This is a genomic window from Gillisella vitis (assembly GCF_021559775.1).
GTDB lineage: Bacteria > Pseudomonadota > Alphaproteobacteria > Rhizobiales > Rhizobiaceae > Allorhizobium > Allorhizobium ampelinum.
Window position 1 is genome coordinate 2,863,021 of sequence record NZ_CP056047.1, and the last position, 14,480, is coordinate 2,877,500.

Consider the following 14,480-nt stretch of genomic DNA (forward strand, 5'->3'; position numbering starts at 1 on the left):
CCTGAAATACAGGCGATTTTAAGATCATAAGATCTTGTTTTGCCGACCTTTAATCGACAAGAGAGAGCTGTCCCAAGCGAACAGTGTCGAGTTCGGTTGTCATTGCCCGAAGTCGCTCTGCAAGTGCACGGCTGAACTCCATGCTCATACGCGGGCTATCGGCCATGACCTTGCCAAGACAGTCCTTGGCGATGCGAAGTGTTTCGACTTCCGTCGCGGCGCGGGCGGTCATCCGTCTCGGACCATGGCAAAGAAGCGACATTTCACCGATGATGGATTTGCTGTCAGCCTCGCCTATTCTGACTTCACCTGTGGGCGGGCCTGACAGCAAATCAACCTTTCCCGACAGGATGACATAAGCGGAATCGCCGCCATCACCTTGGCGAAACAAAATGTCTCCGGGCTTATACGTGGCCCTTTGCGACGCGAAGGCCAGGAGCTTCAGTTTGCACGGATCAACGTGCTTGAAGTATGGAATATTCCGCAATAGCTGCACTTCGTCTCGCAGTAACATGCTTGCCACCAACTTCCGGGTTTTCGGTGGCCTGACCCCTCATGCCACCAATGCCTTGAAAATATCATTTTCATTGCCCAAGGCCTCGAACGTCCCGTCCGCGACCAATGAACCGCTGTCGAGTATCAGAACACGATCAAAGTTTTTTGACAATGATGTGTTCGACAAAACCCAAAGGATAGAGGGATCATTGTCCTGCTCGCGCAGAAATGCAAGCACATCCTTAACGATATCCTCCTGAACACGCGCGTCGAGGCCCGGCAGAGCTTTGTTGAAGATATAATAGTCACAACGCCGCACCAGCGCGCGGGCAAGGTTGAGCTTGTGGCGCTGAACGATGGTCAGCCTGCGGCCTCCGCTGCCAATGTCGAACTCCAGTCCCAGCGCCAGGAACCGCTCCGTCAGGCCTTTCTTCGAGCTCAGTTTTGCCGCCAGCTCGCGGAATTTCGGCAGGGCTTCTGGATTGCGATTGACGAGTTTGCCGAAGATCACGTTCTCACGCAGCGTCGCCGCCGCCATGTAGCGATGCGGATCGTAGCGTTCGATACTATGGCGCAGGTCCGGTGACAGGTTGTCGTGAAACAGGTCGCGGGCGCCGACGATCTTGTCCATCACTTCAGCCGTCAGCACACCCATACGATAGCGCGGCTCGACATAATTGAAGCTGAGCCGGATCATTGCCCGTTGCTCTTCCTCGTTCGGCACCGGCTTGGTCCGGCCTTGAAGGCGTTGCAGTATCTGTTGGTAAAACACCACGTCGTCAGCGGTCAGGACATCGAGCTGCTGGAAGAACGGGTGATCGGCTGGCAGACCGCCGAAGATTTCCACAAGGTTTTCCGCAATCAGGAAACCCATCTCATAAAACAGGCTGAGCAGACCGGCGCGCTCCAGCACATCATAGAAATAATCACTTTGATGGGCATAGACAGGTCCATTGACGATCGGACGCAGCGTCCCGAACAACAGGTTTTCTCCCAATGTCGCCTCGGCATTATAGGCATTAGGGTCAAAGTGAACCACGAGATTGGCAAGACCCTGCCGCTGCAATTCATCACGCAGCGCCAGACGCAACTCCACCACTTTTTCTGTCAGGTCCGGATATTCAAGCGGATCGACGATGGAATGCAGCGCAAGCTCCATCACATCGCTGGTCAGTTTCACGGTATCGAGCGCCGTCAGGATCGATTTTTTCAAGTCGCTGGCTTCGCCGTGCAGCACGGACGTCGCCCGCCGGTCGATCCAGTCGGCATTGGGATCGAGATCGGAGTTTTCAGATAATTGCGCTTCCCTGATCTCCCAACGGCGTTTCATCGCCTCGCGCCCGGTATAGTTCACCGAATTGGTCGGCGCATGTTTCAGCCCGTAAATCAGGTTTTCCTTGAGGCTACCATGAAAGAAATAACCATCGGCAGATACATAGGAAATGGCCCGGCCCGTCACAGATTCCGGCAATTCCAGCAGGTCGGCATCTCCAAGCACGATCTTTCCCGCCACCGGCCAGTTCAACCGGCCAATGGCCTCAGCCATCACTTCCGCACCAACGCCGCGATTGTCGATAGCGGCAATCGTCTCTCCCTGTCCGATTTTCAGACTGAGATTTTCAACCACCTTGGCGCCGCCGCTATCTTGCAAGGTCACATTCTGCAAGGCGAGCTGGCCAGCACGGGCAGCCATTCCCACAGGCGCCAACGCCTGTAGCGCTGGCTCAATCATCTGCGGCGGCTCGAATTGTTCGAGCACCTGTTCATATTTTACCTGCACGTCCTGGCGCGACTGGTCCCAGTCGATCAGCTCTTTCAACGGACCGGGAAGATCCTTGTAGGCATTGATGACAGCCACCAGCTGGCCCACGTCCAGACTGCCCTTCAGCGCGAAATAGCCGCCGATGGAATAGAAAAGAAAGGGCGTCAGCTGCGACAGGAAGTTGTTGAAAAATTTGACAAAAAACTTCCAGCGATAGAGATCGTAGCGAATCTTGAAAATATCGCCGAGCCGCTTCGAGATATCGGCGCGTTCATAATTGGACGTATCATAGGCATGGATCGTGCCGACGCCATCGACGATTTCCCCGACCTTTCCGGCCAATTGCCGGGCCTGAAGCTGCCGCTGACGGCCAAGAATGAGCAAGCGGCGGCGCATTTTGGGAATGATGCCGACCTGAAGGCCGACCATTGCGCCTGCAATCGTGCCAAGCCAGAAACTTTGCAGGAAAATGAAGAACAGCGCGGCCAAGGCCTGGCCGCCCAGCATGGTCGGCTGCACGAAGGCATCCCCCGTAAAGCCGCCAAACGGCTCCACCTCGTCGCGCACCATGGTCGAGACTTCAGAGGAATGGATCTGCTTGACATAGCTTGGCGGGAACCGCAGCACCCGGTCCACAAGCTCATAGCGGATCCGCCGCAAAAGGCGTTCTCCAAGCCTGCCCTTATAGGTATTGATGTAGAATTTAAACAACCCGTTGACGATCACCAGCAGCAGGAAGACGCCGCTCAGCGCCATCAGGCTCGACATGCGGTCAAGGGAAATGCCGTCCGAATTCAATGACCAATCGGTCAGAGGCACGGTCCAGTCGAAGGCAAACAGCGGCTGTCGGGAATCCGGCGCTTCGAACCCGCTTCCCTGGATCGGCCCATTGATGATGCGCTTGGGCAGGTCGAAGGCCAGAAAATACGGCACCATCGACAGGATAACAATCGTCAGAACCCAGATCTGCTGCTTGCGCGTATGCCGCCATATATAAAGGAGTAGGCTTTTTTCCATCAGTTGGTTATCACGCGGACCACTATTCGTGCCGGACAACGCCCGTGCGTCACCCATTCAAGACAATTGTTTATAAGGACAAGCCAGGCTGCCGGAAAGCCATCCTGCCCAGCAGGATAGCAAAAAAACCAAACCGCAGCACCAAAGTGATCGCAGGTGAGTAGCAAAAAGGCAATCCTTATCCGACTTACCACCATAGCAAGACCAAAAGACGTGAACACATCCTCGACTTGCACGCAAAGAGCCCGGGATAAGCCGTCCTGGCAGGTGTTTCATCTGGAGCCTGCGGCATTATGCCGGTAGATAATCCTGACGGACATCGCTCACCGGATCGGACGCCATGAAAATCCTCCACACCGCCGACCTGCATCTGGGCCGCCAACTGAACGGATTATCGCTGGACGAGGATCAAGACGCCATTCTCGACCAGATCGTTGATGCCCTCATCACGACCCGGGCCGACATCCTGATTATTGCCGGCGATATTTTCGACCGGGCAGCCCCTCCGGCAACAGCGGTACGCCAGTTCAACGCCTTCCTGTCACGGGTGGCGGCAGAAACCACCGCCGCCGTGGCGATCATTGCCGGCAATCACGATTCCGGCGACCGGATTGGTGCCATGGCGATCATGACCGACAGGCGCCGCGCGCTCATTCAGGGTCCAATTGCAAGAGATATGACACCCCTTGTCCTGCATGACGCCCATGGACCGGTGGCGTTTTCCGCCCTGCCCTTCGCCTATGAGTTTGCCGCCCGCGAATGTTTTGCCGACCCGGCCATCGCCACACCGCAAGACGTGTTGGCCGCCCAGGTGGCCGACGCGCGCCGCAGCCTGCCGGAGAGTGCGCGTTGGGTGATGATCGCCCACGCCTTTGTCGCCGGAGGAACAAGCGGCGAGACGGAACGTCCGCTGGCCCGCGTCGGCGGTATTGAGACCGTGTCACCGGAGATTTTCGACGGCGCTCATTATGTGGCACTCGGTCATCTACACCGGCCACAACATGTTTCAGCCCCTCACATCCGCTATTCCGGCTCACCGCTGGCGTTCAGTTTCGGCGAGGCCAGCGAACAGAAATCCATGACCCTGGTCGATCTCGACGCCGATGGTCGGGCACGGATCGAAACCATCGATTTCAACCCACCACGGGCCGTGCGCCTGTTGCGCGGGCTATTGGCCGATCTGCTTCTGGCCCAACCGTCGCAGGACTTCATCAAGGCGGTGCTGACCGATCCCACCCCGCTGATCGACCCGATGAAGCGGCTGCGGGCGGTGTTTCCCAATGCCTGCCAGTTGACCTATGCCCGTGACGAGCGGGCGCCGGAGCTGAAATTCGCCATCAGCACGGCTGCACCAGCCGATCCGCTGGAGGTGATCGCCGATTTCATCGCCCAGGTTCGTGATGAGCCGATCTCCGAGCCAGAACGCGCGCTGGTAACGGCCATGCTGGACGATCTGGACGCCGAGGAGAATGCCGCATGAGACCTGTCCGCTTGGTGATGCAGGCCTTTGGCCCCTATGCCGGACGCCAATCCATCGATTTTCGCGAAGCGGTCGCCGCTGGCCTGTTCGGCATCTACGGCCAAACGGGATCAGGAAAATCGACGATTTTCAGCGCCATGACCTTTGCCCTATTCGGGGAAGCGGCGAGAGCCGAGCAGGACACCATCTCGCTGCGCTCCGACCACGCCTCACCCGATCTCGCCACCGAGGTGGAATTCGTATTCGATCTCGGTGCGCGCCGCTACGTGATCCGACGTCGTCCTGAACAGATGCGACCAAAACAGCGCGGCGGAGGAGAAACCCGGGACGCCCATGAGGCCTGGCTGTTCGATGCCACCGGGCTTGGCGAAAGCGAAATTACCGCCGCCCAGCCAGGCAAGGTGCTGGCTGAAAAAAAGATCGGCCTGGTACGCGAAAAAATTACCGATCTGCTGGGTTACGGTCCTGAACAGTTCAAGCAGATCGTGCTTCTGCCGCAAGGCCGGTTCGAGGCCTTTCTTGCCGCCAAAACCCAGGAACGACAGGAGATTCTCAGCGCCCTCTTTGATGTGTCACTCTATCGCCGGCTAGCGGCAAAACTGAAGAGCGACGCCGAAAGCGCCGAACGGCTGGTGCGCGAGGAACGCGCTGTCTGCCTTCGCCGCCTCGGTGCCGACGGGTTCGACAGCATGCAGGCACTGATGGACGGGATTGCCGAGGCGGCATCGTCGCTCACCGACCGGCAGCAAGCGGAACAGCATTTACGGGCTGAGGCGGATGCCGCCCGCGCTTCGTTGCAAGCAGCGAGAGACACCGATAACCAGTTCAAGTCCATGGACGCCGCTCGTCAGGCAAAACAGAAAACCCTCGACCAGGCCACAGACATGGCCGCGCTGCAAGCGCAGGTCACATCCGCCGAACGCGCCCGGACACTGGCCGATGCGGAGAACCGGGTGATCGAGGCACAGCGCGATTGCAAGGATGCACAGGCCGCGCTGTCTCTGGCAATGCAGATCCAGACATCGACGCAGGCAACTGCGCAACAAGCGCAAGTTGCCTACCTTCAACAAATACAAAGCAAAAGCGAAATAGAGGCGCTGCGCCGGACAATCGATCAGCTGGAACGCGATCGGGGTGTGCTTGAAAAAGCTACCGGCCTCACCGCATCGGTCGAGGCGGCCAAACGACGCGTGCAGGAGGAACAGGCCGCATTCCGAACCGCAGAGGCCGGTCTTGCCGAGCTGACTGGCAAGCGGCAAGTCCGGGAACAGGCATTGAAACAGGCCCGCCTTGCCCATGAGCGCAGGCAATCATTGACCGTAAACCTTGCGGCCTTGCAGGCCCAGGTGAAGCAGGCCGAGATGGTGGAGCGGGCCGAAAAAGATCTGCAACAGGCCCGCCAACAGGTAAACCATAGCGCAAGCATCCATACCGAACGACAGGCTCAGGCTATCAGCGCCGCCGCACTGTTCGATCAGGCCGAGCGCCGGCTTGCCTCCGCGCAGGCTCTCCATCTGGCAGCAAAGCTGGGGCCTGGTCTCCCCTGCCCTGTTTGTGGCGCAACCGACCATCCGGCCCCTGCGATGGGGGACAGTGCCGAGGCCGGATTGGACAAGGCCTTTCGCGAAGCGAAACAGGCGCTGGAAAAGGCGCGATTGGAAGAGCAGCATAGCGCTACCGCTCATGCCTCTGCGCAAGCCACGGTCAATGAACGCCAAGGTCGCCTAGGAGATCTGGAGCGGCCCGAGCAGCAGATCCAGGAGTTGCGTCAGGACATGGAAGGGATGGAGCGTGCCCTTCGCGGACTTGGCCCGGCCATCGATATCGCCGCTGCCGAAACCGCGCTCGAAAATCTTGGAAAAGCCATCACCGATGCCCAAGCCCGGCTGGATCAGCACCGGGATCGGCTGGCCGCGCTGAAAACCGAGACCAGCAATGGTGAAACGCGACTTGCCGAAATGCTCTCCGGCATCGCAGCACATCTGCGAGATAAAGCAGCCCTGGAGCGCCAGCTTCAACAGTCGAAGGCCTTGATGACAAGCCGGGAAACGGCATTGAAGCGCAGCGAAGAAGCCGCAACGGCAACGCGCGAAGCGGCATTCAGCGCGCACAAAGACAGCGAAGCCGCCGAAAACATCCTGACCGAAAGACAAGCCCGCTTCGAAAAGGAAAATCAGGGTTTCGAGGATCGCCTGCGCGACGCTGGCCTGACGCGCGACGATCTGAACCGCCTGAAACCTGCAATCACGACACTTGAGCGTGACAAAGCGACGATAGAGACCCACCAGCGCCAATTGCAGCGCGACAGTGAAAAGCTCTTGGAATTGGAGACCGCGCTCACGGGTAAGCAGCCGCCGGACCTTCTCGCCCATCAAGAGGCGCTTGCGTCCGCTGAAGCCGCTTTCGATACAGCCGTTACACTGCGCGCAGCAACGGCGGCTCGGCTCGATCACCTGCAAAACTTGCGCCAAGAGCTTGCCGGCATCGCCAAACGGCTTGACGAAGCCGAGGCAACCTCCGGCCCTCTGCGGGAGCTGGCTGGCCTGTTCGATGCCCAGAACCGGCAGAAACTGAAACTGGAAACCTTCGCCATCGGCGCGATGTTCGAACAGGTCTTGCAGGCCGCCAACCTACGGCTGGGGCCGATGACCAATGGTCGCTACAGGCTGGAACGCGACATTGAATCCGGCGGACGAGGCAAGCGCGGTCTGGGCATTCTTGCCTTCGATATCCATACCGGCAAGGCGAGACCCACCGCAACGCTTTCCGGTGGTGAAACCTTCATCGCCGCCCTGGCACTTGCCCTGGGCCTGGCCGACGTGGTCGAAAGCGCCAGCGGCAAGGTGCGCCTCGATACGATTTTCCTCGATGAAGGCTTTGGCAGCCTTGATACAGAAAACGGCTCAGGCACACTTGATCTGGTCTTGCAGGCTTTGAATAGCCTGGCCAGCCAGAACCGCACTGTTGGACTGATATCTCATGTTCCGCTTGTTCAGGAAGCAATTCCGAATGGTTTTTACGTCAGGAAGGACAGCGATGGCAGCCATGTGGAAGCTCGAGGAATGATGTAACAGCTGGTCACGTCTCATCCGCTTTATACGATGAGTCATTGAAAATGACTCATCGTTTTTTTTGCAAATGTCTCAAACACTTGATGCATTTGAGACATTGATAAGCTGCTGAAGGCGAGTATGAGGGAGCATCTGCGATACCTTGGTATTAAGTGAGTTGATGAAAGCGATCATCTTCTGCGTCAGGGCCACCCATGGAAAGATCGAGAGCAAAGCCCTTCGCGCGGGCTTGCTGCGCCGCAACGGATCGGTTTGCCATTGGCTTGCGGACCGGCTGGGCCGATGGCGCTGCCTTTCGAACTGGTGCAATTGACACCCGCGATTTGCGTGCCTGGGAATCGCCATTGTCACTGGTCTGGAAGAAAGTCAGCGAAGACTGCAATTCTTCCGCCTGAGACGCAAGCTCTTCAGAGGTGGCCGACATTTCCTCCGAAGCACTGGCATTGTGCTGCGTGACCTGATCCAATTGCTGAATGGCCTCGTTTATCTGGGAGGCTCCCAAATCTTGTTCACGGCAGGATGCCGAAATTTCCGTGACGAGTTCGGCGGTCTTGCGAATATCAGGAACGAGCCGGTGCAGCATTTCACCAGCAGAGGTCGCTGCCTTGACGGTCTCGCTAGACAGACCGCTGATCTCTCCTGCTGCGGCCTGTGAACGTTCAGCAAGCTTGCGGACTTCGGATGCAACAACAGCAAAGCCTTTGCCATGCTCACCTGCACGGGCGGCTTCAACCGCGGCATTCAGCGCCAGGAGATCTGTCTGACGAGCGATTTCCTGAACGATGGAAATTTTTTCTGCGATCGTTCGCATCGCATTGACGGCTTTATCAACCGCCTCGCCGGATAACTCGGCATCTTTCGCTGACTGGCGGGCAATCTTCTCTGTCTGTGATGCATTATCGGCGGTTTGCTTGATATTAGCGGCCATCTGCTCCATGGACGCCGACGCCTCTTCAGCAGCAGAGGCTTGCTCTGTCGCGCCCTGCGAGAGCTGCTCGGAGGTGGAGGAGAGCGCCTGGCTGCCGCTCGTCACCTGATCAGCCGCACTGGCAACACCCGTTGCAAAGGCCGTCAGGTTATCGACCAATGAATTGATTGCATCCTTCATTTTCTGATGGTCGCCTTCACAAGCAATCTCCACATGTTCCGTCAAATCGCCGGTGCTGACGAGATTAAGTACGCGATTGCCCTCACCAATCGGCAACAGGATGGCATCCAGCATGCCGTTTATCCCTGAAACCATCTTGGAAAAATCTCCGACAAACCGAGTGGCGACACCTCGCTCGCTCAAATTGCCTTCCGTCGACGCAACGGTTAAACGGCGGATTTCGGTGACGATGTCTCGGAAATTGCTCCTCAGCGTTTCTACCGTTTCGTTGATGAACGCCTTCTTTCCTGGAAATTGCTCGAGCGCCGCGTCAAAATTGCCTTCGCCGAATTCTTTGATGCAAGCCATTGCCTTTTTCTTCACAACGATATGGCCATTGACCATGTCGTTGACGCCCTTTGCCATCACCGCAAAGTCGCCTTTAAAACGCTCGACAGGCACGAAGACGTCGATATCACCCTTATCGTGCTCGGCGGACATCCGGTTCATCTCGGCGATAAAGCCCTTGAGATTGCCACGCAAAGTTTCCACCGTGTCATTGATGAATGCCTTCTTGCCCGGGAACCGCTCAAGCGCAGCCTCAAAATTTCCTTCGCTGAACTCCTGAACGCAGGCCATCGCCTTCTTTTTTACCGATATATGGCCAGCGACCATTTCGTTGATGCCCTTCGCCATGACGGAAAGATCACCCTTGAAGGCATCGACCGGAAGGATCGCATCAATATCGCCCTTGTCGTGGTCCACTGCCATGCGAGCCGTGGCATCGCGGAGGTCGGAGACTGGACGCATAGCCGCGTCGAGCAATCTGTTGACCGCGTCCAGCAGCATCTTTGCTTCACCGGTCGCAATGTCCACCTGCGCGCGACGCGATGTATCGCCATCAGCCATGCTGCGCGTCAGATTTTCGATCTCTGTAATTGCTAGTTGTGCTCGGGAAGATTTTTTGAACTGTGTGTATAAGGACATCGTGAGCCATCCAACGCGTTACAATAAGTCTATCAATCTGGATCAAAGGTGAGTGTCATTCGCCAGGCAGGACCCGGACGAATTCGTCATGCTCCTCAAAAGTCGACAATCCGATTATTATGAAGAACAATAAAGGATTCGTGAATAGAAGAGGTCGCTTATGAAATGACACCTAATACCTTCGGCTGAATGATGCCTTCAGGCCTTTGAGACTGAGCGACGCTGAAGAATTTCAGAGCAAGAAAGCCCCGAGATCCAGCAAAATTTGCAAGTTTGCAATTTCACTTATTGGCATTGAATTTGTTCGTTTAGGTTTGCTGCATCTGGCGGTTAAGTTTGCGCAGTGTTCAGGATTTATGTTGAAAGTGACGGCTGGGGGATTGTGAAGCGCTATGATGAGGGCCGTGTTGGCGCAACCGAAGCTAAGAAACGCAAAAATCCCGCAGCGTTTAAGGCTACGGGATTGATGTAATTTTGGTTGCGGGGGCAGGATTTGAACCTGCGGCCTTCAGGTTATGAGCCTGACGAGCTACCGGGCTGCTCCACCCCGCGTTATATATTGTTATTCGTTAACGGAATAAGGGTCGCTTGAGCGACCCTTTATGTTTTCGGCGGGGCCGATGTATGTGAGAGAAGATGATTGATTTGAGTATGAACATTGCGCTTAGCAGACCTGGCAGCGACCTACTCTCCCGCGTCTTAAGACGAAGTACCATTGGCGCAGGGGCGTTTCACGGCCGTGTTCGGAATGGGAACGGGTGCGGCCGCCCCGCCATGACCACCAGGTCAGCTAAGGGCAATGTTGACGCTTGGCACCAATAGTGTTCCCTTTTCTTTGGCAAACCCATCTTCTTCGCCTGCGCTCAGAAGGGTGCCAAAGCGTTGATACGGAACCGTATTGATGCTTTGCATAATTGAGAAGCTGGCGGGCGTTGCCCGTTTTCTTATTGTATGAACACGTCATTCCGCGACGTTTTGCTTGGCACTTTCGGACGAAGTCCGCAAGCGCAAGGCGCGTCGCCGATCGTTCGGCGCCCTCGCGGAGCATAGGCTCGTATACGAGCCGCTCATGCGTGAGCGCTAAACAGATGGCTCATCGACGAAGTCGATGAGCATGGTCAATGAGAACGATTAAGCCAATCGAGCTATTAGTAACGGTAAGCTTCGCAGGTTACCCTGCTTCCACACCCGTCCTATCAACGTGGTCGTCTTCCACGGCTCTGATAGGGAATACTCGTTTTCAGGTTGGTTTCCCGCTTAGATGCCTTCAGCGGTTATCCATTCCATATATAGCTACCCTGCTATGCCGTTGGCACGACAACAGGTCCACCAGAGATATGTCCATCCCGGTCCTCTCGTACTAGGGACAGATCCTGTCAATATTCCTACACCCACGGCAGATAGGGACCGAACTGTCTCACGACGTTCTGAACCCAGCTCACGTACCGCTTTAATTGGCGAACAGCCAAACCCTTGGGACCTGCTCCAGCCCCAGGATGCGATGAGCCGACATCGAGGTGCCAAACAACCCCGTCGATATGGACTCTTGGGGGTCATCAGCCTGTTATCCCCGGCGTACCTTTTATCCGTTGAGCGATGGCCCTTCCACGCGGGACCACCGGATCACTATGACCGACTTTCGTCTCTGCTCGACTTGTCAGTCTCGCAGTCAGGCGGGCTTATGCCATTGCACTCGACGACCGATTTCCGACCGGTCTGAGCCCACCATCGCGCGCCTCCGTTACTCTTTCGGAGGCGACCGCCCCAGTCAAACTACCCACCATACACTGTCCCGGATCCGGATAACGGACCGCGGTTAGACATCCATGACGATAAGGGTGGTATTTCAAGGATGGCTCCACTCGAACTGGCGTCCAAGCTTCAAAGCCTACCACCTATCCTACACATGCCGACACGAATGCCAGTGTAAAGCTATAGTAAAGGTGCACGGGGTCTTTCCGTCTGACCGCAGGAACCCCGCATCTTCACGGGGAATTCAATTTCACTGAGTCTATGTTGGAGACAGCGGGGAAGTCGTTACGCCATTCGTGCAGGTCGGAACTTACCCGACAAGGAATTTCGCTACCTTAGGACCGTTATAGTTACGGCCGCCGTTTACTGGGGCTTCAATTCAAAGCTTGCACCTCTCCTTTTAACCTTCCAGCACCGGGCAGGCGTCAGACCCTATACGTCGTCTTGCGACTTCGCAGAGCCCTGTGTTTTTGATAAACAGTCGCTACCCCCTGGTCTGTGCCACCCCTCTCCACTTGCGTAAAAAGGGGTCACGCTTCTTCCGAAGTTACGCGTGCAATTTGCCGAGTTCCTTCAACATAGTTCTCTCAAGCGCCTTGGTATACTCTACCTGACCACCTGTGTCGGTTTCGGGTACGGTCTATACGGTGGAGCTATTTCCTGGAACCACTCCACTGCACAATCAATCCAGTAAGACTGTACAATTTGTGTGATCCGTCACTACCACCAGGCCCACGAATATTAACGTGGTTCCCATCGACTACGCATTTCTGCCTCGCCTTAGGGGCCGGCTAACCCTGCTCAGATTAACTTTAAGCAGGAACCCTTGGTCTTTCGGCGAGGGGGTCTCTCACCCCCTTTATCGTTACTCATGTCAACATTCGCACTTCCGATACCTCCAGGATGTCTCACGACTGTCCCTTCACAGGCTTACGGAACGCTCCGCTACCACGTGCATTACTGCACATCCTCAGCTTCGGTGCATGGCTTTAGCCCCGTTACATTTTCGGCGCAAAGACCCTTATTTAGACCAGTGAGCTGTTACGCTTTCTTTAAATGATGGCTGCTTCTAAGCCAACATCCTGGTTGTTTTGGGATCCTCACATCCTTTCCCACTTAGCCATGACTTGGGGACCTTAGCTGGAGGTCAGGGTTGTTGCCCTCTTCACGACGGACGTTAGCACCCGCCGTGTGTCTGCCGATTAGTACTCTCAGGTATTCGGAGTTTGGTTAGGATCAGTAAGACGGTGAGTCCCCATAGCCCATCCAGTGCTCTACCCCCTGAGGTATTCGATCGACGCACTACCTAAATAGTTTTCGCGGAGAACCAGCTATTTCCGAGTTTGATTGGCCTTTCACCCCTAACCACAAGTCATCCCAATCTATTGCAACAGATGCGGGTTCGGTCCTCCAGTTGGTGTTACCCAACCTTCAACCTGCTCATGGCTAGATCACTCGGTTTCGGGTCTAATGCAACTAACTCAATCGCGCTATTAACACTCGCTTTCGCTGCGCCTACACCTACCGGCTTAAGCTTGCTAGTTACACTAAGTCGTTGACCCATTATACAAAAGGTACGCAGTCAGGCTTTCGCCCTCCTACTGTTTGTAGGCATCCGGTTTCAGGTTCTATTTCACTCCCCTTGTCGGGGTGCTTTTCACCTTTCCCTCACGGTACTTGTTCGCTATCGGTCATGCACGAGTACTTAGGCTTGGAGAGTGGTCTCCCCATGTTCGAACAGGATTTCACGTGTCCCGCCCTACTCTAGGACAATGAGTGTTCTACGCGTACGGGGCTGTCACCCACTATGGCCAAGCTTTCCAACTTGTTCCGCTTTATTCCTCATTGCCACTGGCCTGGTCCGCGTTCGCTCGCCACTACTTGCGGAGTCTCGGTTGATGTCCTTTCCTTCGGGTACTTAGATGTTTCAGTTCCCCGAGTTCGCTTCTTACCCCTATGTATTCAGAGTAAGATACCTTATTTGCGATATCTAGAAACCTCTTTTGCCGAACCCTATCGCCCCACACGCGGGGTTTGTTTTGTCTTCACGCTGTCGGCTCTTCGAGCCTGCGCTACAGACGGTGCGCCAAACGCTTGGCGACGGCCTACCGGCCTGTATGGGATGTCCCACACAACCGGTCAAAACAGATTGGTCTAGCAAAACAGATTTTCTAGATATCTAAGGTGGGTTTCCCCATTCGGAAATCCATGGATCAAAGCTTATTCGCAGCTCCCCACGGCTTATCGCAGCGTATCACGTCCTTCATCGCCTGTGCATGCCAAGGCATCCACCAAATGCCCTTATTCCACTTAATCGTTCTCATTGCCAATGCTCATCATCTCGCTGTCGCCTCCAAAGGAAGCGATCAGCAGGCCGGGTTACCTTTTACAACCCAACCAAACCAATGATGCCATCGACGTGTTCGATAGATCTGCTTTATTGGAGCTACGCCGAGCAGCTCACTTGCAGTCTATCTTAAGACCAGCTTCTCGAGATCAAATCCGGTACCGCGCGGTCAGGCAACGGTAATCCGATCATTCATCAGACATCGTCAAAGACGATGAACAACGAACGATCCAGAGTGACAAGCTTCCTTCCTACCTCCAATCCTTCACCAAAGTCAGGTCGGCTAGACCATCCTAGGGATCATCAGGAAAGGGCTCGGACATCGCAAGGTTTCCCTCACAATACCTGGAAGCCTCCAGATTAATCTTCTCTTCACAATGTACCAGAACAGACAACACTCGCTCGAGTGCTGTAAACTTTATTTTTCTTCAAAAGATATCTATCTCACCGCTCAAGTCAGCCACCAAACAGGTCCAGAGCAC

Annotated in this window: 4 protein-coding genes, 1 tRNA gene, 2 rRNA genes and 2 pseudogenes; 2 read left to right on the forward strand and 7 right to left on the reverse strand. The window is 55.7% G+C overall.

What is annotated here, in order from left to right; genetic code table 11:
• Positions 1-49: 49 nt before the first annotated feature.
• Entirely contained in the window at positions 50-391 is a 342-nt protein-coding gene (locus AVCG78_RS13325; protein ID WP_234617785.1) for a cyclic nucleotide-binding domain-containing protein, read from the reverse strand.
• A 162-nt stretch (positions 392-553) separates the two neighbouring features.
• Positions 554-3,274 (reverse strand): ABC transporter transmembrane domain-containing protein, encoded by a 2,721-nt coding sequence (locus AVCG78_RS13330; protein ID WP_071204810.1) that lies wholly within the window; start codon positions 3,272-3,274, stop codon positions 554-556.
• A 340-nt stretch (positions 3,275-3,614) separates the two neighbouring features.
• On the opposite strand from AVCG78_RS13330, the gene AVCG78_RS13335 reads away from it, so the two are divergent.
• Positions 3,615-4,754 carry an exonuclease SbcCD subunit D gene (locus AVCG78_RS13335; protein ID WP_071584937.1) on the forward strand — a complete coding sequence of 380 codons (1,140 nt, stop codon included), beginning with the start codon at positions 3,615-3,617 and terminating at the stop codon, positions 4,752-4,754.
• Positions 4,751-7,825, forward strand: a complete 3,075-nt coding sequence (locus tag AVCG78_RS13340; RefSeq protein WP_071204812.1) for an AAA family ATPase — start codon at positions 4,751-4,753, stop codon at positions 7,823-7,825. Before AVCG78_RS13335 ends, AVCG78_RS13340 begins: the two co-directional genes overlap by 4 nt.
• Positions 7,826-8,182: 357 nt before the next feature.
• On the opposite strand, the pseudogene AVCG78_RS27315 reads toward AVCG78_RS13340, so the two are convergent.
• From AVCG78_RS27315 to AVCG78_RS13360, 5 genes and pseudogenes are all read right to left on the reverse strand, one after another.
• Positions 8,183-9,122: pseudogene (locus AVCG78_RS27315) on the reverse strand (methyl-accepting chemotaxis protein); the annotation flags it as partial.
• Positions 9,123-9,227: 105 nt separating this feature from the next.
• Positions 9,228-9,899: pseudogene (locus AVCG78_RS27320) on the reverse strand (HAMP domain-containing protein); the annotation flags it as partial.
• Between the two features lie 475 nt (positions 9,900-10,374).
• Positions 10,375-10,451 (reverse strand) — tRNA-Met (locus tag AVCG78_RS13350).
• A gap of 119 nt (positions 10,452-10,570) precedes the next feature.
• A 5S ribosomal RNA gene (rrf, locus tag AVCG78_RS13355) occupies positions 10,571-10,685 on the reverse strand.
• Between the two features lie 341 nt (positions 10,686-11,026).
• Positions 11,027-13,967 (reverse strand): 23S ribosomal RNA (locus AVCG78_RS13360).
• Positions 13,968-14,480: the final 513 nt, after the last annotated feature.

What these genes read in the sequence shown, in the direction of transcription:
- AVCG78_RS13330 (WP_071204810.1), bottom strand. Translation starts at nt 3,274, where the DNA reads ATGGAAAAAAGCCTACTCCTTTATATATGGCGGCATACGCGCAAGCAG.
- AVCG78_RS13335 (WP_071584937.1), top strand. Translation starts at nt 3,615, where the DNA reads ATGAAAATCCTCCACACCGCCGACCTGCATCTGGGCCGCCAACTGAAC.
- AVCG78_RS13340 (WP_071204812.1), top strand. Translation starts at nt 4,751, where the DNA reads ATGAGACCTGTCCGCTTGGTGATGCAGGCCTTTGGCCCCTATGCCGGA.